General features: G+C 67.5%; 13 protein-coding genes. 9 read left to right on the forward strand and 4 right to left on the reverse strand.

Features of this window, described 5'->3' with window-relative positions; translation table 11 throughout:
- Positions 1-351 precede the first annotated feature (351 nt).
- Together WS45_RS04275 and WS45_RS04280 are read left to right on the forward strand one after the other, a co-directional pair.
- Positions 352-1,248, forward strand: coding sequence for a glutamate/aspartate ABC transporter substrate-binding protein (locus WS45_RS04275; protein WP_059698402.1), 897 nt, complete (start codon positions 352-354; stop codon positions 1,246-1,248).
- A 302-nt stretch (positions 1,249-1,550) separates the two neighbouring features.
- On the forward strand, positions 1,551-2,798 hold the full coding sequence (locus tag WS45_RS04280; protein WP_059691294.1) for a multidrug effflux MFS transporter: 1,248 nt from the start codon (positions 1,551-1,553) through the stop codon (positions 2,796-2,798).
- A gap of 46 nt (positions 2,799-2,844) precedes the next feature.
- Here WS45_RS04280 and WS45_RS04285 read toward each other — a convergent pair whose 3' ends face one another.
- Positions 2,845-3,537 carry a hypothetical protein gene (locus WS45_RS04285; RefSeq protein WP_059534011.1) on the reverse strand — a complete coding sequence of 231 codons (693 nt, stop codon included), beginning with the start codon at positions 3,535-3,537 and terminating at the stop codon, positions 2,845-2,847.
- 88 nt (positions 3,538-3,625) lie between these two features.
- Between WS45_RS04285 and WS45_RS04290 the strand changes: the two genes are divergently transcribed.
- Positions 3,626-5,212, forward strand: a complete 1,587-nt coding sequence (locus WS45_RS04290; RefSeq protein ID WP_179950352.1) for a TPM domain-containing protein — start codon at positions 3,626-3,628, stop codon at positions 5,210-5,212.
- A gap of 80 nt (positions 5,213-5,292) precedes the next feature.
- Positions 5,293-5,913, forward strand: coding sequence for a LemA family protein (locus tag WS45_RS04295; RefSeq protein ID WP_059691292.1), 621 nt, complete (start codon positions 5,293-5,295; stop codon positions 5,911-5,913).
- Positions 5,914-5,930: 17 nt separating this feature from the next.
- Here WS45_RS04295 and pbpC read toward each other — a convergent pair whose 3' ends face one another.
- Both pbpC and WS45_RS04305 read right to left on the reverse strand, forming a co-directional pair.
- Positions 5,931-8,168, reverse strand: a complete 2,238-nt coding sequence (gene pbpC, locus WS45_RS04300; RefSeq protein ID WP_059698406.1) for a penicillin-binding protein 1C — start codon at positions 8,166-8,168, stop codon at positions 5,931-5,933.
- Positions 8,169-8,178: 10 nt separating this feature from the next.
- The gene (locus WS45_RS04305; protein WP_059698407.1) at positions 8,179-14,211 is read right to left on the reverse strand and encodes an alpha-2-macroglobulin family protein; all 6,033 of its coding nucleotides are present in this window, start codon (positions 14,209-14,211) and stop codon (positions 8,179-8,181) included.
- A 310-nt stretch (positions 14,212-14,521) separates the two neighbouring features.
- Here WS45_RS04305 and WS45_RS04310 point away from each other — a divergent pair, with 310 nt between their 5' ends.
- From WS45_RS04310 to WS45_RS04330, 5 genes are all read left to right on the forward strand, one after another.
- On the forward strand, positions 14,522-15,028 hold the full coding sequence (locus WS45_RS04310; RefSeq protein ID WP_059533879.1) for a sugar dehydrogenase complex small subunit: 507 nt from the start codon (positions 14,522-14,524) through the stop codon (positions 15,026-15,028).
- A complete protein-coding gene (locus WS45_RS04315; protein ID WP_059533877.1) occupies positions 15,028-16,647 on the forward strand; it encodes a GMC family oxidoreductase in 1,620 nt (539 codons plus the stop codon). Before WS45_RS04310 ends, WS45_RS04315 begins: the two co-directional genes overlap by 1 nt.
- 2 nt (positions 16,648-16,649) lie before the next feature.
- Positions 16,650-17,927, forward strand: coding sequence for a c-type cytochrome (locus tag WS45_RS04320; protein ID WP_059533875.1), 1,278 nt, complete (start codon positions 16,650-16,652; stop codon positions 17,925-17,927).
- 176 nt (positions 17,928-18,103) lie between these two features.
- On the forward strand, positions 18,104-18,523 hold the full coding sequence (locus WS45_RS04325) for a DoxX family protein (protein ID WP_059533874.1): 420 nt from the start codon (positions 18,104-18,106) through the stop codon (positions 18,521-18,523).
- A 63-nt stretch (positions 18,524-18,586) separates the two neighbouring features.
- A complete protein-coding gene (locus tag WS45_RS04330) occupies positions 18,587-19,690 on the forward strand; it encodes a porin (protein WP_059533872.1) in 1,104 nt (367 codons plus the stop codon).
- A gap of 195 nt (positions 19,691-19,885) precedes the next feature.
- Here the strand turns inward: WS45_RS04330 and WS45_RS04335 are convergent, their stop codons facing one another.
- A complete protein-coding gene (locus WS45_RS04335) occupies positions 19,886-21,196 on the reverse strand; it encodes an MFS transporter (RefSeq protein WP_059698408.1) in 1,311 nt (436 codons plus the stop codon).
- Positions 21,197-21,228 lie beyond the last annotated feature (32 nt).

Below are 21,228 nucleotides of genomic sequence, written 5' to 3' on the forward strand. Positions count from 1 at the left end.
ACCTGTTTTTTTATCGGACACGTGCAGACTGCTGCGACGCGCCATGCACTGGGTAACGGCCGATGAGGCGGCTTCTTGAATATGTTTTGTGTGAAAAAAGCACGACACGCAAACGATTGCCTTGCTGTATCGCAGCATGAACGCGCGTTTGGAACGGATGATCTGTTCACGCAGTGCAAGATTGGAGGCGGATGACCGGGAGAAACGTGCGGCGCGGGCGTTTTTGCGCGCCACGGAAACGATTGCTCGCGGGCGGCATCGACGGAGTGCGCTTTACGCTTTCCCTGATGAGGCGCGAATTTTGTCGGGCGTACGATCGCGATTCGATCAACGTTTCGTCAGGAGAAAAGCATGGATCGCCGCTTCCGTTGGCTGGCCGTCGCACTGACCTGCGCGCTGGCGGGCACCGCGCACGCGCAGGCGCTCACCGGCACGCTGAAGAAGATCAAGGACACGGGCGTCGTGTCGCTGGGTATCCGCGAATCGTCGGTGCCGTTCTCGTATTCGGACAACCAGCAGAAGAACATCGGTTACTCGCGCGACATCGCGGCGTGCATCATCGACGCGCTCAAGGCCGAGCTGAAGGCGCCGAACCTGACGGTGAAGGAAATCCCGATCACGTCGCAGAACCGGATTCCGCTACTGCAGAACGGCACGATCGACTTCGAGTGCGGGTCGACGACCAACACGCTGGAGCGGCAGAAGCAGGCCGCGTTCTCGAACAGTATTTTCCTGTACGGAATCCGCTTCAGCACGCGCAAGGATTCAGGTGTGAAGGACTTCGCGGACTTGGCCGGCAAGACGGTCGCGACGACGGCCGGCACGTCGGACGAGCGCCTGCTGCGCAAGCTCAACGAGGAGAAGGGGATGAACATGACGATCATCAGCGCGAAGGACCACGCCGAAGCGTTCATGAACGTCACGACGGGGCGCGCGGTCGCGTTCGTGATGGACGAGCCGCTGCTGTACGGCGAGATCGCGAAGGACCGCAATCCGGGTGCGTACACGGTGACGGGCACGCCGCTCGTTCACGAAAACTACGCGTGCATGATGCGCAAGGACGATCCGGCGTTCAAGCACGTGGTCGATGGCGTGATCGCGAAGATGCAGACCTCCGGCGCGGCCGAGAAGCTCTACGACCAGTGGTTCATGCAGCCGATTCCGCCGAAGGGCGTGAGCCTCAATTATCCGCTGTCGCCGGAGATGAAGCAGCTGTTCAGGAATCCGACGGATCAGGCGCAGTACTGATCGACGCGTCGTCGGCGTATCGCACCGCAAATATAGAGACCGCCGGCACCTGCCGGCGGCTTCCGTTTATGGCCCGGACCCTGGCGCGGCGCAAGCGTGCGTGAGACCTTGATTTCCGGCTGGCGCAATGCCGGTTCGTCAGTTGCCGACTGTGCCGAAATCGGCATTCAACCGCGCCCGCGCCATGGGATTCCTGTCGCGCTGCGTAACAACAGGCACAATACGCACTTCGCCGCGCACCGTTGTTCGTCGTTCGAACAGCACGGCGCGTGCCGCCGCCGTCCGAATCTTTCCCGGTTGTCATGAACGCCTCGCTCACCCCCGCGCGCGAATCGAACTCGCCGCGCTTCCTGTTGTTCCTGATCTGCCTGTTTGCCTCCGCCGGCCAACTCGCGATCGACATCTACGTGCCCGCGCTGCCCGACATGGCGCGCTCGTTCGCGACCACGCCGCAGGCGATCCAGTCGAGCGTATCCGGCTACATGGCCGCCTATGCGCTCGGCCAGCTGATCTTCGGCCCCGTCGCCGATGCGTACGGGCGCAAGCGCGTGCTCGCGTTCGGGCTCGTCATCTACACGATCGGCTGCCTGCTGTCGCTCGGCGCACCGAACCTGGAGACGTTCGTGCTGGCGCGCTGCCTGCAGGGCTTCGGGATCGCGACCACGAACCTGCTCGCGAAGGCGATCATCACCGACTCGTTCTCGGGCCAGGCGCTGATGCACGCGTTTACGTATATGTCGATCGCGTGGGGGCTTGCACCGATCATCGCGCCGGTGATCGGCGCGCACCTTCAGGAATGGTTCGGCTGGCGCGCGTGCCTCGTGTTCCTGCTGGTGTACTCGCTGGTGATGTGGGCGCTGCTGTGGCGCTATCGCGAAACCTTGCCGAAACCGGTCCATCTCGAGCCGCGCACGCTGATGGCGAACGCGGGCAAGGTGCTCGCGAGCCCGGTGTTCCAGAGCTGCTTCCTCGCGCAGGGGCTGTGCTACAGCATCCTGCTGGTGTTCAACATCGTCGGGCCGTTCATGGTGCAGACCACGCTGCACAAGCCGCCGACCTACTTCGGCTATCTCGCGCTCGGAATCGGGCTGATGTATTTCCTCGGCGGGCTGTCGAACCGGATTCACGGGCGCGGGCTGCCGAGTGCCGAGCAGCGGCTGCGCATCGGCGCACGCGTGATGGCGGGCGCGGCGGTCGCGATGCTGGTGCTGGCGCTGACCGTCGGCCTGCGCGTGTGGACGCTCGCGACGCCGGTGCTCGTGATGGGTTTCTGCGCGGGCGCGATGTATCCGACGCTGATGGCCAAGGGCAATTCGCTGTTTCCGCATATCGCGGGGCTGACGAGCGCGATCCTCGGGTGCGCGCTGCTGCTCGTGTCGTCCGCGATGATGGGGCTGGCCGGTTTCGTGTCGATTCACGTGCTGACGCCGCTCGCGGTGTTCTTCGTCGCGCTGTCGTTCATCGTCGTGTGGATGGTGACGAAGCTGCTGCGCTACCTCACGCAGCAGCAGGCGGCGCGGGTTGCTTGCGGGAGCGGGGAAGCCGCGTAAGCCGTAGCGGCTGCGCAAGCGCGTGCCGCAACGGCACGCCGGCCGCTCACAGCGGGTGCCCCGCGCCCGCCTGCGCCAGCAGCGAAACCGCGGCCGGATCCGGCATTCCGTTCGAATCGATCGCGCCGGCCTTGGCCAGCGCGTCGAGATCGCTGTCGACGCCTGGTTGACCGACCACGAACGGCGTCGTCAGGAAGGCCGGCGTCGACAGCGTGACCGAATAGCGCTGCTGCAGATTCGTCACGACCGCCGATTGCGCGGCCTGCACCGTGTTCGGGCTGCCCATCGCCTGCTGGAAGTGCGCATTCCCCTGAAAATTGCCGATCAGCCCGGCCGTGTTCGTACCGAGTTGCGCGGCGAGATAGACGAGCATCAGCTCGGTCTCGGGCGTCGTGTTGAAGGTGCCGCCCGCGTAGGCGAGCGAATGCAGGCTGGTGCCGCTCGATGCGACGGTGATCACGCACGGCAGCACGGCGTTCACCGTCACGCGGTAGTTGCCGCCGCCGTCGGTCAGCGTCGTCGCCGAGCCTTGCGCGCAACTGACCGTGACCGACGCGCTCGCGAGCGCGGAGCCCGTGGCGGCCGTGCCGGACAGCGCGACGGTCTGCGTGTTGTTGCCGTTGAAGCAGACATCGACGCCGAAGCAGGCGTCGCCGTTGCAGCCGGCCAGTGCCGCGAGGGCGGCGACGCAGGCGGTGCCCAGCGCGGGGCGGAGAAAGCGCGGATGGCGAAGGTTCATGGTCGCGGGCATATGGGCAAGTGTGGCAACCGGTGGACGCCGGATAGGCGGTGTCGCTCATATTCTAGGTCTCGGATTCCGGCGGTGCATGCTCGCTTTCTCGACAGAGCGCGGGGAGCGCGTGCCGGCAGGTGAGTCTTGTCAAACCTGCTCGCGCGAGCAGCACGTTGCACCGGCGCGATCGGCAACCGCCCGGGTCCGGAGCCTTTCGATTCCCTTCGCAATTGGTTATGCTGCGGGACGATCAAAAAACGACGAGAGAACGCGCCATTCCCGACGGAACCGGCGCGCCGTTTCCGACATGAACCTGAAACGACTGACGCGGCGGTCACGCCTCCCGGATTGCGAGGGCGATCCGGCATCGATGGCATGCACGACCCGCAACGCGGCGCGGCCCGCCCGCATCCGCGGCAAGACCGGCACCGGCAAGGTGGTGGCGGCCGCGCTGCTGGCCGGGGCGATGGTTCTTTGCAGCACGGCCTTCGCCGCGCCGGCCGCTGACGCTGGCGCGATTCCGTTGGCGGCCGGTGCGCCGTCGGCCTGCACGAACGTGGCTACCGCAGCCGCCTATCCCGTCGCCAACGACCCCGAAGCAGCGCCGCCGCTGACAGGCCGCGTGACCGACATGACGGGCGTACTGAGTGTCGCATGTGCGTCCGAGCTGACCGACCGTCTGGCCGATCTCGAGCGCCGGCTCGGCGTGCAGATGGCGATCCTGCTGGTGGGCTCGACCGGCCACGCGACCATCGAGCAGTTCGCGACCACGGTATTCGAGAAATGGCGTCTCGGCGCGAGCAAGATCGACAACGGTCTGCTGCTGGTCGCCGCACTGAACGATCGCACCGTGCGGATCGAGGTTGGATACGGCCTGGAAGACGCGATTCCGGACATCGTCGCGGGGCGAATCATCCGTGAACGCATCGTGCCGGCGTTTCGCGAGAAGCGTATCGAAGCCGGCGTGAGCGATGCGGTCGATGCGCTGGTGCGCGAGATGACGCCGCCTGAAATGGCGGCGTCGGATAGCGCACTGCCCGACGAGGACGCGCAGCGCGCGACGTCCGGCGATGCGAAGCGGTTGTCGAACGGCTTGCGGGAGAAACCCTCGGCCGACGTCGGGAGCTTCCTTTTCTGGTTACTGCTCGGGCTGACCGGTGTCGCGCTGGGTGTCGTCACCGAATGGCGCAAGCTGCGTTGGCAGGTGATGTTGCCGGCCAGCTTTCTCGTCGCGACGATCGTGCCGGTTGCGATGTTGCCGGTCGGCGCGATTTTCGAAGGCGATCTGGTCGCGATGCTGGGTGGGCTGGGGATCGTCGCGACGAGCATGGGTTACTGTGCGTGGCTCCTCGGCATCGCTCTCGTTCGATCCGCACGCGTCCGGAAGAATACGGCGATCATCGGCGTGACGTTGCTGGCGTTGATCTGGATCGGGCATCTGATGGGATATTCGCCCGGTGAGGTTCTGCTGACGGTCTTCTGCGTGGTGATGGGGATCCTGTTGATCGTCGAAAAACTGACGGGCAGCGATTGGTCGTCATCCCGCTCCACGTCCTCGTCTTCGTCGTTCAATTGGCCATCGTCCGGCTCGGATTCGTCCAGCTCCAGCTCCAGTTCGTCCGATTCATTCACCGGCGGTGGCGGCTCGAGCGGCGGCGGCGGGGCATCGGGCCGCTGGTAGCCGCCGTGCGCGGTGCGAGGGCGAACGTTTCTTTTCAACTTTCCGCTCCAGCCGGAGCGTTCAACCGGAAGTCACAAACAATGAAATGGTTTCGAATCCTGCTCGTATGCTGCGTGCTCGCGCCGCTCGCCGGTTGCGGCTACAACGCGATCCAGTCGTCGGATGAAGACGTCAACGCGGCGTGGTCGGAGGTGCTGAACCAGTATCAGCGTCGTGCGGACCTCGTGCCGAATCTTGCCGCGTCGGTGAAGGGCTACGCGTCGCACGAGGAACGCGTGCTGACCGAGGTCGCGTCGGCACGCGCGCGCGTGGGCAGCGTGCAGATGACGCCGGAGATGGCAAAGGATCCCGCCGCATTGGCGGCGTTCGATCAGCGGCAGGGCGAACTGTCGGGCGCGCTGAGCCGGCTGATGGTGGTGTCGGAGCGTTATCCGGAACTGAAGGCGAACGAGGCGTTTCGCGATCTGCAGACACAGCTCGAAGGCACCGAAAACCGCATCGCGGTCGCGCGCGGCCGCTACATCAAGACGGTGCAGCAGTACAACGTGCAGATCCGCCAGTTCCCGGGCGTCGTGATCGCGCGGATCTTCGGCTACCAGCCGCGTCCGAACTTCAGCGTCGCGAACGAAGCCGCGATCTCGACCGCGCCCGTCATCGACTTCTCCAATCAGCCGCCGAAGGCGAACGCAGCAGGCCAGTAAGCGGCCGGCGCGGGCGCTCAGGGCTTGCGCCCAGCCGGCTTCGCGAACGCGCCGCGCACCTCGAAGCCGATCGCATCCGCCACGTTGCCGCGTGCGTCGACGAGTTCCAGCCGGTGCCTTCCCGGCCACGGCATCCACGCGACGCGGTCGGCGTGCCCGATCACCTTGTCGTCGAGCCGCCACGCGAACCGCGCGGCATGCCCGGACGACCGCTCGAACCAGATCCGCTGGTTCTTCGGCGGAATGTCCGGATCGATCGCGAAGATCGTGCCGTCGGTCGGCGCGCCGATCGTCAGTGGTGCGCGCGCGCCGTCCTTGCCCGGCGTGACGGGCGCCGCGAGCCGGATCGTATCGAGCGCCGTGCCCGCGACGAACCACTCGTCGCGCGACGGCTCGACGTCGCGCTCGAACGTGATGCGACGCGTTTCGACGCCGGCCGGCGGACGTGGCGCCCGGCTCGGCAGGTCGCGGTGCAGGTAGCCGACGACGGCCGACCACACCGGCGACGCGCCCGTCACCCCCGACACGTCCCACATCGGCGAACCGTCCGCATTGCCGACCCACACGCCGACCGTATAGCGCGACGTGAAGCCGACCGTCCAGTTGTCGCGCATGTCCTTGCTCGTGCCGGTCTTCACCGCCGAGAAGAAGCGCGTCGCGAGCGGATTGTCGAAGCCGAACGTGCGCACGCGCGCATTGTTGTCGGAGAGGATGTCGGTGACGACGAAGCTGGCCGCTTCGCTGAATACGCGCGTGCCGTTGTCCGCGCGCCCCGATGCCGATGCGCCGGAAGCGGGCGACGGCGCGGGCAGGTCGACGATCTGTCGTGCGACGCCGCCGTTCGCGAGCGCGCGATACGCGTTGGTCAGCGACAGCAGCGTGACGTCCGCGCTGCCGAGCGCGAGGCTGAAGCCGTAGTAGTCGCCTTCCTGCGCGAGCGGCAGGCCGAGCGCGGTCAGCGTGCGTGCGAAGCGGTGCGGCGTGACGAGCACGAGCGTGCGCACGGCCGGCACGTTTAGCGAGCCGCCGAGCGCGCTGCGCACGCTCACCCAGCCCTTGAAATCCTTGTCGTAGTTTTGCGGAATGTAGAGTCCGCCACCGGCTGCGAGGTTGATCGGTGCGTCGTCGAGCAGCGATGCGGCGGTCAGCCGTTTCTCGTCGATCGCCTGCGCATAGAGGAACGGCTTGAGCGTCGAGCCGGCCTGGCGCGGCGCGAGCACGGCGTCGACGTCGCGCGCGCCCGACAACGCCCCCGACGAACCGACCCACGCGCGAATCTCGCCGGTCGCGTTGTCGATCACGACGACCGCGCCGTCCTGCACGTTGCGCCGATGCGCGGGCGCGTTGAGCTCGGTCAGCGCGCGCGTCAGCGTGTCGCGCGCGAAGCGCTGCAGCGGCGCATCGAGCGTCGTGCGCACCTGCGCGCCGGCCGCCGGCCTGACCTCGGCCGCGATGCGTCGCGCGAAGTGCGGGGCGAGGGCGGCGCCGTCGTCGCGCACGGCGTTGGCCGGGCGGGCGATCACGAGCTGCACGTAGCCGTCGAGCGACGCGCACGCCTGTTCCGCATGCATGTCGCGCAGGATCCGGCACGCACGCTCGGCGACCTTCGCGCTGGCCGCGTTGGGCGCGCGCACCAGCGCGGCCGCGATCGCGGCTTCACGCGCGTCGAGACCGGACGGCGCCTTGCCGAACAGCACCTGCGACAGCGCGGCGAGCCCGACCGTCTCGCCGCGGAACGGCACGAGATTCAGGTAGGCCTCGAGGATCTGGTCCTTGCGCCAGCCGCGCTCGAGCAGCAGCGCGTTCATCGCCTGCGTGGCCTTCTGCGGCAGCGAGCGCTGGCCCGAGCGGCGCGGCGAATCGCTGAGCAAGCCGGCGAGCTGCATCGTCACGGTCGACGCGCCGCGCGTGCGCTCGTTCCACAGATTGCCCCACGCCGCGCCGGCGATCCCGCGCCAGTCGACGCCGCTGTGCGCGTAGAAACGCTTGTCCTCGGACACGACGATCGCCTCGCGGAACGCGGGCGACACGTCGGCGAGCGAGACCCAGTCGCCGCGCCGTTCGGTGAGGTCGACGCGCGTGCGTTGCAGCGGCGTGCCGTCGCGCGCGAGCAGCACCCAGTCGGAACTGCGCCAGTTGCGGCGCACGTCGTCGTAGCCGGGCAGCGCGTGCGCGACCAGCGGCGCGGCCAGCACGACGGCGACGAATACGCGGCCGGCGAAACGCACCGGCCGCGGCGATACACGATCGATCATCACGTACTCGTTACTTGCCCGCGTCGGCCGGCTTCACGGTCATCGGCGGGTTCGGCCACAGGCCATACACGGACGGCGCGTACAGCGCCTCGACGCGCGTCGGCGGCAGCCCGAAGGTGCCGACGTTGTTCAGCCGCACCGTGTATTCGACCGAGAGTTTGCCCTTCGGCAGATAGTCGTAATACGCGCGGTAGCCGTCGAAGTCGCGTTCGATGAAAGCCGGCCATGCGCCGTCCGGCGATTTCTCGCCCTGCGTCGCGGCTTCGGAGTCGCGACCGAGGCCGGAGCCGAGGATCGTCGCGCCGGACGGGATCGGATCGTTGACGACGACCCACGTCATGTCGCTCTGCGCATCGATGTCGAGATGCACGCGCACGACGTCGCCGCGCGTCAGCACGCCCTTGACGGCGGGCGACACGGGCGTGACGGTCTTCGTGATCCGGTAGCCGGCCGCGAACGGCGCGCGCAGCGGCACGGCCGCGAGGCTTTCGACGGTCGCCCACGGGCGGCCCGTGCCGTCCTGCGTGACGGACAGCGTGGCCGGTGCCTGCGCCGCACGCGGCCACGGCATCAGCACGCTGCGCGCGGCGGCGGCGCGGGTCGCGGCGGTGGCCGATGCGGGGGCGTCGGCCGGTGCCGGCGCCTGCGACCACGAGATCGCGCGCTCGTTGCCGCCGAGCGCGACCTTCGTCGTGCCCGCCACAGGCGTGCTCTCGTAGGTGCGCGAGAAGCGCTCGATCGCGAGCTGGCCGAGCGCGTTCGACGTCGTCGTCTGCCATGCGCCCTGGCGTTGCAGCGCGAGCAGGCCGGTCGCGATGCGCGGCATCTCGTCCTTCCACGCGGGGTCACCCGCGAACTCCAGCGCGAGACGCGCGGCGTTGGTCTCGGTGCTCGTCATCAGCCACCACAGATCGTCGTCGCGCGCGGTCGAGAACACGAGTTGCGTGCCCTGATACGTGAGGCGCGCACGCAGGATCTGCTCGACCTGCGCGCGTTTCTCGTCGCGCTGCGGGATGTCCTTCACGCGCGTGAGGATCGCGTGATAGTCGATCACCGCCGACGTCGGCCACTGGTTCGGCGCGATCTCGATCGAACCGAGCATGCGGCCCTGCGCGGCGCCGTAACGCGACAGCGCCTCGATCGCGGCGAGCTTGCGCAGATCGCGATCCTGGCGCGGCGCCCATGCGTTGCGCTCGATGCGGCCGTCGACGAAGCGCGCGAGCCCGGCCTCGAGCTGCGTGCGCAGGTCTTCCGGCAGCGCGAAGCGCGGGTCGAGGCGGCCGGCCTCGTCGGCGACCACGAGCAGGTACGACGAGAGCGTCGGGCTGCCGTAGTGCGCATCGTCGGACGACGGCGGGAAGTAGCTCGCGAGGCCATCGCTGTCGAGGTACACGGGCATGCGCGCCACCAGCGCCTGCCATTGCGCGGCGTCGTGCAGGCCGATCGCACGCGACGTCTGCTGTTCGAGGCAGCGGTACGGATAGCGCTCGAACCAGCGCCGCACGCCGGGCAGGCCGTCGGCGAGCTTCGACTGCAGCGACACGGCGATGCCGCCGCGCGGCGCGCCCTGTGCGTTGTTGACGGCGCCGGCCGGAGCGGATACGGGCACCGTCAGCGTGCCGTCGACCTGCGTGAGCGTGGCTTGCTGCACGGTCACCGGCAGCGCGGGCACGACCTTCTGCGCGACGGCCAGCGCGTCGGACGCGCGCTTGCCGCCTTGCTCGGCCGCCTCGATGCGCCAGTTCAGCGCGCCGGCCGCGTCGAGCGCCTGCTCGGGCACCGTGATCGTCCATGCCACCTCCGTCGCCGCATTGGCCGCGAGCGACACGGTTTGCGGCGCGACGTCGAGGCCCGTCACGCGCGGCGTCACGACGACCTGCATCGCGCGGTCGGTCGTGTTGCGCAGCGTGACCTGCGCGCGGAACGCATCGCCTTCGCGCACGAGCGGCGGCAGCCCGGAGATCAACTGCAGATCCTGCGTGCTGCGAATCGACGTGCTGCCGGTGCCGAAGCGGTCGGGGCCGACCGCCGCGATCGCGACGATCCGGAAGCGCGTGAGCGCGTCGTTCAGCGGCACGTCGACGGTCGCGCTGCCGTTCGCATCGAGCGTCACGCGAGGATTCCACAGCAGCAGCGTGTCGAACAGCTCGCGTGTCGGCGCGCCGCCGCCGCCGCCGCCGGCCGGCACGGCCTTGCGGCCGAAGTGGCGGCGACCGACGATTTCCATCTGCGCGGTGGCCGTCTCGACGCCATACGCGCGTCGCTGCAGCATCGCGTCGAGCAGGTTCCAGCTGTCGTTCGGCATCAGCTCGAGCAGCGCCTCGTCGACGGCCGCGACCGCGATCTGCGTGCCGGCCGGCGCCGGCTGGCCGTTCGGCAGCGTGACCTTCACGTGCGCCTGCGCCTTGCCGCGCACCGTGTAACGCGTCGCGTCGGTCGTCACGGACACGCCGAGACGATGCACGCCCGTGCCGACCTTGATCTCGCCGAGGCCATAGCGGAACGCGGGCTTCGACAGATCGACGAACGCGGTCGGTGCTTCATAGTGACGGCCTTCGCGCCAGAACGCGCGGGCCCATTCGACCGGCGCCTTCCAGCCCCAGGTGAAGAACGAGTACCACGGCACTTCGCGAATCCGGCCGCGCAACGCGAGCACCGACACGTACACGTTCGGCCCCCACGACTCGCCGACCTTCAGGTCGACGGTCGGGTTCTTGCCGTTGAGTTCGACGATGTGGGTTTCCATCACACCGCCGCGTTCGACCGCGACGAGCGCGGTTGCGTAGCGGAACGGCATGCGAACCTGGAAGCGGGCCGTTTCGCCCGCCTCGTAGGACGTCTTCTCCGGGATCACGTCGATCCGGTCGGTGTTGTCGCCGCCGAACCAGAGTTCGTCCTCGCGCGTGACCCAGACGGACGTCGACGCGTTCGACGTGCGGCCGTCGCCGTCCTTCGCGACCGCGATCAACTGGATGTTGCCGGCCTGTTCGAGCGTCGCGTCGCAGGCCATGCGGCCCTTGTCGTCGGTCTTGCCCGAGCACAGCACGCCGAGGTCGCGCGTGTCGCTCTTGTTGTCGTATGCGTAAAAGCCGCCGACCATCCGCTTGCGCGACGACGTCGTGATGTGCGCGACGCCCTTGATCTCGACCGGCACCGATGCGCGCGGCTTGCCCTGCAGGTCGACCGCGAGCGCCTGCACAGGCACGCGCTGGCCGACCGACACCCAGCGGCCGGCCTTGATGCCGGCCACTACCGCGGCCGGCCACAGGATCGTGTCGCCGCGGATCGTCTGCACTTCGCCGTTCGGGTCCGCGAACGTCGCCTCGAGGGCGATGCGCTTCGGCGCGTCGACGTCGGGCAGGCCCTTGAGCGTGACGGTGCCCGCGCCGTTGCGGTCGAGCGTCAGCGGCAGCTTGTCCGCGATCAGCCGGGTCGAGTCGGGATCGTTGTTCGCGGCCGATGCGCTGTCGCCGTCCTGCGCATCGTCGTCGGCATTGCCGTCGCTGCGCTCGGGACGATACGGCGTGAAGCTGAAGTCCTCGAAGCGATCCGCGAACGGCGGCGAAGCCCATTTCATCAGCGCCGACACCTGCACGGGCAGGTTCGATGCGCCGCCGCCCGACACGTAGTCGATCTGCACCGCGAGCGGCGCTTCCTTGGCCGCGACGAGCGGGCTCTTCTGCGCGTCGCGCGCGCCGATCGTCCCCTTGAGCACCGGCAGGCGGAACGCCTCGACACGGAAGCTGCCGCTGTAGTAGCTGGCGGTCGGCGCATCGTCCGGGCCGCCTTCGAGCGACACGCTGTACTCGCCGAGCTTCGCCGCGGGCGGCAACGTGAACTGCGTGTCGGCGCTGTGGTCGGCCGACCACGTGAGCGGCAGCTTGTAGGTCTGGTCGGAGCCGAGATGGCGGATCGTCACGCGCGTCGGGTATTGCGCCGGGAACGCGAGGCTCTGCAGCGTCTCGGTGCGCAGGAAGTGCTTCATCGACACGGTTTCGCCGGCACGCAGCAGCGTGCGGTCGAATACCGTATGCGCGCGCACGGTCGGCGCGCTGCCGGTGTCGGTCGGCACGTTGAAGCGCCACGATTCGATCCCGCGGTTCCAGTTCGAGCTGACGAACGCCATGTCCGGGCCCGTCTTGGGATCGTCGACGCGCGCCGACACGAAGTAGTCGTCGAAGCGTTCCGACTGGCTGCATTCATGCTTCGGCTCGAATGCACCGTCGATCTTCAGCAGGCCTTGCGCATCGGTCTTGCCGGACGCGATTTCGTCGCCGTTGCAATCCGACACGCGGATTCGCGCGTTCGGCACGGGCTCGCCCTTGTCGAGCGTCGTCACCCATACGAGGTTGTTCTCGCGGCCCTGTTTCAGATGCACGCCGAGGTTCGTGACGAGCACGGTGGTACGCACGTACATGCTCGACGGCTTCGCGAGCAGCGAGCGGCCGAGCGCGGGCGACGCGAGTTCGAGCACGTAGAAGCCGGGTTTCTCGATCGGCACGCCGACGACCTCGAACGGACGCAGCGCCTTCGGATCGGCCTTCGGCAGCGTCAGTGCCTGCGCGCCCGGTTCGCCGGCGAGCAGCGACAGCGAGCGCACGTCGATGCGGCGGTTCTGCGGCGCGGGCATCTTCTCGCCGGCCTGGAGCGGCACGTAGACGGGGTGCTGGCCCTTGCGCCGGAGCAGGCCCGGGATGCGCTCGTCGATCGTGCCGGCCGTCATCGACCAGTTGTCGAAGCGCTCGACGGTGCGCATCCATTGACGGATCGCGGTGTCGTCGTCGACCTTCAGGTTCGAGAATTGCGCGCCGCTCGTGTTGAGGCCCGCGATATGCAGGTCGGCCTCGACGTTGCGCAGCGTGACGGGCACGAGCGCGGGCGTATCCGGTTCGGCGAATCGCTCGACGATCCCGAAGGTGCCCGACGAGAATTTCGCGAGCGGCGGCATCGGCGCGGTGCGCGTCGCGAGCGGGAACAGGTCGGCGTTCGCGAGTGGGCGGTCCGTCACGTCGCGCAGGCCGGACGGCAGCTCGATCGTCAGGTTCGCCTGCGCGGGCAGCGGCGGGTTGAACGTGACGGTGGTCACTTCGTCGCTGTGATCGTCGGCCGCGAAGGTCGGCGAAAGCGAGCCGTCAGGGCCGCGCAGCTTGATCGCCTCGGCGTTCTTGCGCGAGATCGGCGCATTGAACGACAACGTCAGCGGACGCAGCGGCGTGCAGGGCGCCTTCGCGTTTTCGCGCTCGCACGAGAAGCTCGCGGCGAACGGTGCGCGCACGGTGAAGTCGAAGCGGCGCTCGGTGTCGTTCGCGATGCCGCTCGGGCTTGCGACGCCCTTGCCGTAGACGAGCTGCATCTTCGCGCTCGCGGGCAGCGCCTGCGCGCACGACAGCGTCAGCACGCGCGCGGCGTCCTTCTTCAGCCCGAAGTGATCGAGCAGCGCGTTGCGGGTATCGTCGTCGGCGGCCGTGACGGGGATGCGGTTGCCGATGCCGACCGCTTCGCACCAGATGTTCGCGAGCGCGGAGCGCGGCTCGGCCGGGCCGTTCAGCTTCAGCACGAACACCTGGCGTTCCTCGATCTCGCGCGTGCCGGGGCGCACCGTCACCGGGAACGGGCCGCCGGTTTGAAACGTGAAGCGGCGCGGGCCGCTGACCGCGTTGCCGGCGACCGAGCGCAGCGTGTCGTTGAGCGCGACGGAGCAGCGCACGCCGGGCGGCAGGTCGTTCTCGAAATCGTAGACCCAGGTTTTGTCGTCGAGCCAGTGCCCCTGGCCGCGCGCGGCGGTGGAGTCGTTGCAGGTCATGCGCGCGGGACTCGGCGCGGACGCCGAGCCGAACGCGACCATCGGTTCGTCGAACTTGACGACGCTTTGCCGGACTTCGGTGACGGTGCCTTGCGGCGACACGCTCACCGTGCGTGCGGCGCCCGCATGCAGCGACAGTGCCGCGGCAGCGCCGAGCGCCGTGACCGCGCCGATGCGCCAGAGCAGCCGTGTGGTGTGACGGGTTGAATTCGTGTTGTTGTGTTTGTTGTGCTGCTTCATCGCTCGATGCCCTCGGAGGGAAGCTTTCTGTTTGATTGCACGCGATTCTAACCGACGCGCATGTGAGCGGATGAAGGGAGGGGGAGGCGGCGTGTCGCCGGCTTGCGACACGCCGGCATCCGGAAGCAGAATTGTCGCGTCGACGACACAAAAATGCAGCGAAATGTCGATTGTCTCGGATTGCGGAACATTTATTGGACTATAAAAGCATTGTTCAATTCGAATTGTGCGCGTACATTTCAGGGCCGCGCGAAAGTTTGAGAAATATCAAGCGTGGTTTTCCCGAATCCGGTGTTCGAGAGAAGGAAACATGCACAACGACAACACCCCCCACTCGCGTCGCGATCGCGACGCAGCCGCATCCGGCATCACGCGGCGTCAATGGCTGCAGGGCGCACTGGCGCTGACGGCGGCAGGCCTCACCGGCTCGCTGGCGTTGCGGGCCCTGGCCGATAATCCTGGCTCCGCGCCGCTCGATACATTCATGACGCTCTCCGAGGCACTGACTGGCAAGAAAGGGCTGAGCCGCGTGCTCGGCGACCGCTTCCTGCAAGCCTTGCAGAAGGGCTCGTTCAAGACCGCCGACGGTCTGTCGCAACTCGCGGGCGCGCTCGCGTCCGGTTCATTGAATCCCGATCAGCAGGCCTCCGCGCTGTCGATTCTCGAAGCGTGGTATCTCGGCATCGTCGACAACGTCGTGATTACTTACGAAGAAGCGTTAATGTTCGGCGTCGTGTCCGATACGCTCGTGATTCCCTCGTATTGCCCCAACAAACCCGGCTTCTGGGCCGAAAAACCGATCGAGAGGCAAGCCTGATGGCCGATACCGATACGCAAAAAGCCGACGTCGTGGTCGTCGGATCCGGTGTCGCAGGCGCGATCGTCGCGCATCAGCTCGCGATGGCCGGCAAGTCGGTGATCCTGCTCGAGGCAGGCCCGCGCATGCCGCGCTGGGAAATCGTCGAACGCTTCCGCAACCAGCCCGACAAGACGGACTTCATGGCGCCGTACCCGTCGAGCCCGTGGGCGCCGCATCCGGAATACGGCCCGCCGAACGACTACCTGGTCCTGAAGGGCGAGCACAAGTTCAACTCGCAGTACATTCGCGCGGTGGGCGGTACGACGTGGCACTGGGCCGCGTCGGCATGGCGCTTCATCCCGAACGACTTCAAGATGAAGACCGTGTACGGCGTCGGCCGCGACTGGCCGATTCAGTACGACGACCTCGAGCATTATTACCAGCGCGCGGAGGAAGAGCTCGGCGTGTGGGGCCCCGGCCCCGAGGAAGACCTGTACTCGCCGCGCAAGCAGCCGTATCCGATGCCGCCGCTGCCGTTGTCGTTCAACGAGCAGACGATCAAGAGCGCGCTCAACGGTCATGACCCGAAGTTCCACGTGGTGACCGAGCCGGTGGCGCGCAACAGCCGTCCGTACGACGGCCGGCCAACCTGTTGCGGAAACAACAACTGCATGCCGATCTGCCCGATCGGCGCGATGTACAACGGCATCGTGCACGTCGAGAAGGCCGAGCAGGCCGGCGCGAAGCTGATCGACAGCGCGGTGGTCTACAAGCTCGAGACGGGGCCGGACAAGCGCATCGTCGCCGCGATCTACAAGGACAAGACGGGCGCCGACCATCGCGTCGAGGGCAAGTACTTCGTGGTCGCCGCGAACGGCATCGAGACGCCGAAGATCCTGCTGATGTCGGCGAACCGCGACTTCCCGAACGGCGTCGCGAACAGCTCCGACATGGTCGGGCGCAACTTGATGGATCACCCGGGCACGGGCGTGTCGTTCTACGCGAGCGAGAAGCTGTGGCCGGGCCGCGGCCCGCAGGAAATGACGTCGCTGATCGGTTTCCGCGACGGTCCGTTCCGCGCGACCGAAGCCGCGAAGAAGATCCACCTGTCGAACATGTCGCGCATCAACCAGGAAACGCAGAAGATCTTCAAGGCCGGCAAGCTGATGAAGTCCGACGAGCTCGACGCGCAGATCCGCGATCGTTCGGCCCGCTACGTGCAGTTCGACTGCTTCCACGAAATCCTGCCGCAGCCCGAGAACCGCATCGTGCCGAGCAAGACGGCCACCGACGCGATCGGCATTCCGCGCCCGGAAATCACCTATGCGATCGACGACTACGTGAAGCGCGGCGCCGTGCACACGCGCGAAGTCTATGCGACCGCGGCGCAGGTGCTGGGCGGCACGGACGTCGTGTTCAACGACGAGTTCGCGCCGAACAACCACATCACGGGCTCGACGATCATGGGTGCGGATGCGCGCGACTCGGTCGTCGACAAGGACTGCCGCACGTTCGACCATCCGAACCTGTTCATCTCGAGCAGCTCGACGATGCCGACCGTCGGTACGGTGAACGTGACGCTGACGATCGCGGCGCTGGCGCTGCGGATGTCGGACACGCTGAAGAAGGAAGTCTGACCGTGCGGAAATCTACTCTCACCTTCCTCCTCGCCGGCTGCCTCGCGCTGCCGGGCCTCGTGCGCGCGGCCGACTCGGCCGATCCCGCGCAGATCAAGCGCGGCGAATATCTGGCGGTCGCGGGCGACTGCATGGCCTGCCACACCGCGAAGGGCGGCAAGCCGTTCGCCGGCGGCCTCGGGATGCCGGTGCCGATGCTCGGCAAGATCTACACGAGCAACATCACGCCCGACCCGGACACCGGCATCGGCAACTGGACGTTCGACGACTTCGAACGCGCGGTGCGTCACGGCGTCTCGAAGAACGGCAGCAACCTGTATCCGGCGATGCCGTACGTGTCGTACGCGAAGATCAACGACGACGACGTGCAGGCGCTGTATACGTACTTCATGCACGGTGTCGAACCGGTCAAGCAGACGCCGCCGAAGAACGAGATCCCCGCATTGCTGAGCATGCGCTGGCCGCTGAAGATCTGGAACTGGCTGTTCCTGAAGGACGGCGCGTACCAGCCGAAGCCGGCGCAGAGCGCCGAGTGGAACCGCGGCGCGTATCTGGTGCAGGGCCTCGCGCACTGCAGCACGTGTCACACGCCGCGCGGCATCGCAATGCAGGAGAAGTCGCTCGACGAGACGGGCGGCAGCTTCCTGTCGGGTTCGGTGCTGGCGGGCTGGGACGGCTACAACATCACGTCCGACCCGAATGCGGGGATCGGCGGCTGGACGCAGCAGCAGCTCGTCCAGTACCTGCGCACCGGCAGCGTGCCGGGTGTCGCGCAGGCGGCCGGTCCGATGGCCGAGGCGGTCGAGCACAGCTTCTCCAAGATGACCGACGCCGACATCGGCGCGATCGCGACGTATATCCGTACGGTGCCGGCCGTCGCCAGCGGCGACGCGAAGCAGTCGCGCTCGTCGTGGGGCAAGCCGGCGGAAGACGGCCTGAAGCTGCGCGGCGTGGCGCTCGCGGCGTCGGGCATCGATCCGGCGCGGCTGTATCTCGGCAACTGCGCGACGTGCCACCAGATGCAGGGCAAGGGCACGCCGGACGGCTATTACCCGTCGCTGTTCCACAACTCGACGGTCGGTGCGCCGAATCCGGCGAACCTGGTGCAGGTGATCCTGAACGGCGTGCAGCGCAAGGCCGGCAGCGAGGACGTCGGGATGCCCGCGTTCCGCAACGAGCTGTCGGATGCGCAGATCGCCGCGCTGACGAACTACCTGACCGGCCAGTTCGGCAATCCGGCCGCGAAGGTGACCGAGCAGGACGTCGCGAAGGCGCGTTGACGCCGGGCGCGACGCGGCACGAAGCAGGGCAACACTGACGAGAGGAGGAGCACAGCACATCGGGCGGGCCCCGATGCCGGTTGTTGCAGAGCGGGGCGGGCGGCCGGCGGTCGCCCGTCCCGGTTCACAGGCAATCCGGTGCGCGCGTTTCGCGCACCGCTTTCGTTGATCACACCATGACACCGAATCAACCGTTTCTCGCGTCCCAGCGCGATGTGCTGCTGCTGCTGTCCCGAATCCTGCTCGTGATCCTGTTCGTGATGTTCGGCTGGAAGAAGATCGTCGACTTCTCCGGTACGATCGCGTTCATGGGAAGCGAGGGTGCGCCCGCACCGATCGTTTCGGCGGCCATCTCCGTCGTGATGGAGCTGTTCGCCGGCATCGCGATTCTCGTCGGTTTCCAGACGCGGCCGCTCGCGCTGCTGCTTGCGCTGTATACGATCGGCACCGGCTTCATCGGCCATCACTACTGGACGATGTCGGGCGGCGAGCAGATCGACAACATGATTCATTTCTACAAGAACATCGCGATCTCGGGCGGCCTGCTCGCGCTTTGCGCGGCGGGCCCCGGGCGTTTTTCGATCGATCGCGGGTGAACGGACCGCCGGCGCGTGCATGGGGCGCGTGCCGGACGGTCGAGACTCCGAGGGGGCATCATTTTGCGACTCAAACATTTCGCATGGCTGATCGTGGCCGCCACGCCGGCGGCCGCGTTCGCACAGACCAGCGTGACGCTGTACGGCCGTATCGACGGCGGCGTCGAATACCTGAACCACATCGCGACGCCCAACGGCAGCTCGACGCGCTGGAGCGCGGAAGGCGGCGACTGGGGCACCAGCATGTTCGGCCTGAAGGGCGTCGAGGATCTCGGCGGCGGGATGTCGACGGTCTTCAATCTGGAAACCGCGTTCCAGGTGATGAACGGCACGACGGGCGGCGGACGCATGTGGTCGCGCCGCGCGTATGTCGGGTTGAAGAGCGACACGTGGGGCCAGCTGCAGGCCGGCCGCAACCTGTTCATCGACAGCGACGGCGTGTGGGAATTCGATCCGTTCGTGCAGCAGGCGTTTTCGTCCGCATCGCTCGTGCGCGGCCGCAACTGGCAGCAGAGCAGCAACAACATCGAATATCACAGCCCGGTGATCGGCGGCTTCGACGTGCAGGCGCAATATGCGTTCGGCAACCAGTCGCGCGGCTTCAACTACGGCGCGGCCGACGACTTCGGCCGCTCGGACGGGATCATGATCTCGTATCACTCTCCGGTGCTCGACGTGCGCGGCATCTACGACGAGCTGCGCGACAACAACGGCAAATTCAGCAACATCTTCACCGCGTCGCGCGAGTATTTCGTCGGCGCGAACGTGAAGGTGTCGAAGTTCAAGATCCAGGGCGCCTATACGCACTACCAGGCGCCGGACAGCCCGGCGGGCGTCGCCGATCGCGCCGATCACTACTGGCTCGGCGCGACCTACACGGCCACGCCGCAGTGGGCCGTGACGGGCGGCGGGTATTACGTGAAGGTCGGTGATGGCGGCGGCGATGCGTCGCACGATCCGTCGGGGCACGCGATCATGTACGTGCTCGGTACGACGTACAACCTGTCGAAGCGCACGTTCCTGTACGGGACGGTCGCGTATGTGCGCAACGGCGGCAACTCGAACTTCTCGCTGCTCGCGTCACCGCGCGACGCGACGTCGGGCACGAGCCCGATGACGGGCGAGTCGCAGACGGGCGCGTATGTGGGGATGATGCATACGTTCTGAGCGGGGTGTCGCGCACGCAAGGCACGGGTGAGGGTGGCCCGTGCCTTGTTGCGTTGACGGCGACGGACGTATCGTCGGCACTGCCGGTTCATGTGAGCGGTGTCGATCGCGCAAAAGGAAAGACCCCGCCGAAACCGGCGAGGCCAGTGGATCGATGACGTCGCGGCCGCGCACGTGCCGCGCATCGCCCGTCAGTCAATCGAGCGCCTTCCCGGCCTTCTCGTCCATGCAGCGAATCGCGAGCAGCGTGAGCACACCGCAGCCGATCGCATACCACGCAGGCGCATTCGGGTTGCCGGTCGCCGCGATCAGCCACGTGACGAAGAACTGCGCGAAGCCGCCGAAGATCGCGACGCCCACGCTGTACACGAGCGCACCGCCGGTCGCCCGGACCGCGCGCGGAAACAGCTCGCCGAGCATCGCACCGGTCGCGCCGATGTTGATCGCGTGCACGACCGACAGCGCGGCGATGATCGACAGCAGCGACGCGGCGCCCGGCCATCGGTTCAGCGCGATGAACGCGGGATAGATCGCGGCCATCAGCACGATGCGCGTCCACCAGACGATCCGGTTGCGCCCGTAGACATCGGACAGGTGCCCGCCGATCGGCGTCACGAGCATCAGGATCGCGCCGGCGACGCAGCCGGCCGTCATCGACAGCCAGGTCGGCAGATGCAGCACCTGCACGCCGTAGATCGCCATGTAGAACACGATGATGTAGTGGATCGACGTGCCGCCGATCGTCACGCCGAGGCCCGCGAACACGGCCTTGCCGTGGTGGCGCAGCACGTCGGCGAGCGGCAGCGACGCGACCGGCTCGTCATGCGCGGCGGCGGCCGGCACTTCCTCGACTGTGCGGCGCAGCCAGTAACCGAGCGGCACGAACAGCGTGCCGATGATGAACGGCACGCGCCAGCCCCAGCTTTCGAGCTGCGCGGCATTGAGCGTCGACGTGAGCGCGACGCCGGTGAGCGCCCCGGCGAGCGCGGCGAGCCCCTGGCTCGAGAACTGGAACGACGCGTAGAAGCCGCGACGATGCTGCGGCGCCTGTTCGAGCAGCAGCGTGGTCGACGCGCCGACTTCGCCGCCCGATGCGAACCCTTGCAGCAGCCGTGCAAGCACGAGCAGCAGCGGCGCGGCGATGCCGACCTGCGCGAAGGTCGGCGCGACCGCGATCGTTGCCGTGCCGAGCGCCATCAGCAAGAGCGTCAGGATCATCGCCTTCTTGCGGCCGGCGCGGTCGGCGTACATGCCGATCACGAGCCCGCCGAGCGGACGCGTGACGAAGCCGACGCCGAAGCTCGCGACCGCGAGCATCAGCTGCCCGAACGACGAGTGGACCGGAAAGAACAGCTTGCCGATCAGGATTGCGAAGAAACTGTAGACCGTGAAGTCGTAGAACTCGAGCGCGTTGCCGACCGCGGCGGCCGCGATCAGGCGGCGTTTCTTCGCGGCGGCGCGGGCATCGGCCGGCGAGCCGGCGAACGGAAGGGCGGACGTTTCCATGGGGTTCCCCTGCTGAAGCGCGAAACTGCGTG

Source organism: Burkholderia sp. RF2-non_BP3 (genome assembly GCF_001522185.1).
Taxonomy (GTDB): Bacteria; Pseudomonadota; Gammaproteobacteria; order Burkholderiales; family Burkholderiaceae; genus Burkholderia; species Burkholderia diffusa.

Coding starts and splice junctions, on each gene's coding strand:
- pbpC (WP_059698406.1), bottom strand. CDS start 8,168: ATGATCGATCGTGTATCGCCGCGGCCGGTGCGTTTCGCCGGCCGCGTA.
- WS45_RS04305 (WP_059698407.1), bottom strand. CDS start 14,211: ATGAAGCAGCACAACAAACACAACAACACGAATTCAACCCGTCACACC.
- WS45_RS04295 (WP_059691292.1), top strand. CDS start 5,293: ATGAAATGGTTTCGAATCCTGCTCGTATGCTGCGTGCTCGCGCCGCTC.
- WS45_RS04325 (WP_059533874.1), top strand. CDS start 18,104: ATGACACCGAATCAACCGTTTCTCGCGTCCCAGCGCGATGTGCTGCTG.
- WS45_RS04315 (WP_059533877.1), top strand. CDS start 15,028: ATGGCCGATACCGATACGCAAAAAGCCGACGTCGTGGTCGTCGGATCC.
- WS45_RS04280 (WP_059691294.1), top strand. CDS start 1,551: ATGAACGCCTCGCTCACCCCCGCGCGCGAATCGAACTCGCCGCGCTTC.
- WS45_RS04310 (WP_059533879.1), top strand. CDS start 14,522: ATGCACAACGACAACACCCCCCACTCGCGTCGCGATCGCGACGCAGCC.
- WS45_RS04290 (WP_179950352.1), top strand. CDS start 3,626: ATGCTCGCTTTCTCGACAGAGCGCGGGGAGCGCGTGCCGGCAGGTGAG.
- WS45_RS04275 (WP_059698402.1), top strand. CDS start 352: ATGGATCGCCGCTTCCGTTGGCTGGCCGTCGCACTGACCTGCGCGCTG.
- WS45_RS04335 (WP_059698408.1), bottom strand. CDS start 21,196: ATGGAAACGTCCGCCCTTCCGTTCGCCGGCTCGCCGGCCGATGCCCGC.
- WS45_RS04285 (WP_059534011.1), bottom strand. CDS start 3,537: ATGAACCTTCGCCATCCGCGCTTTCTCCGCCCCGCGCTGGGCACCGCC.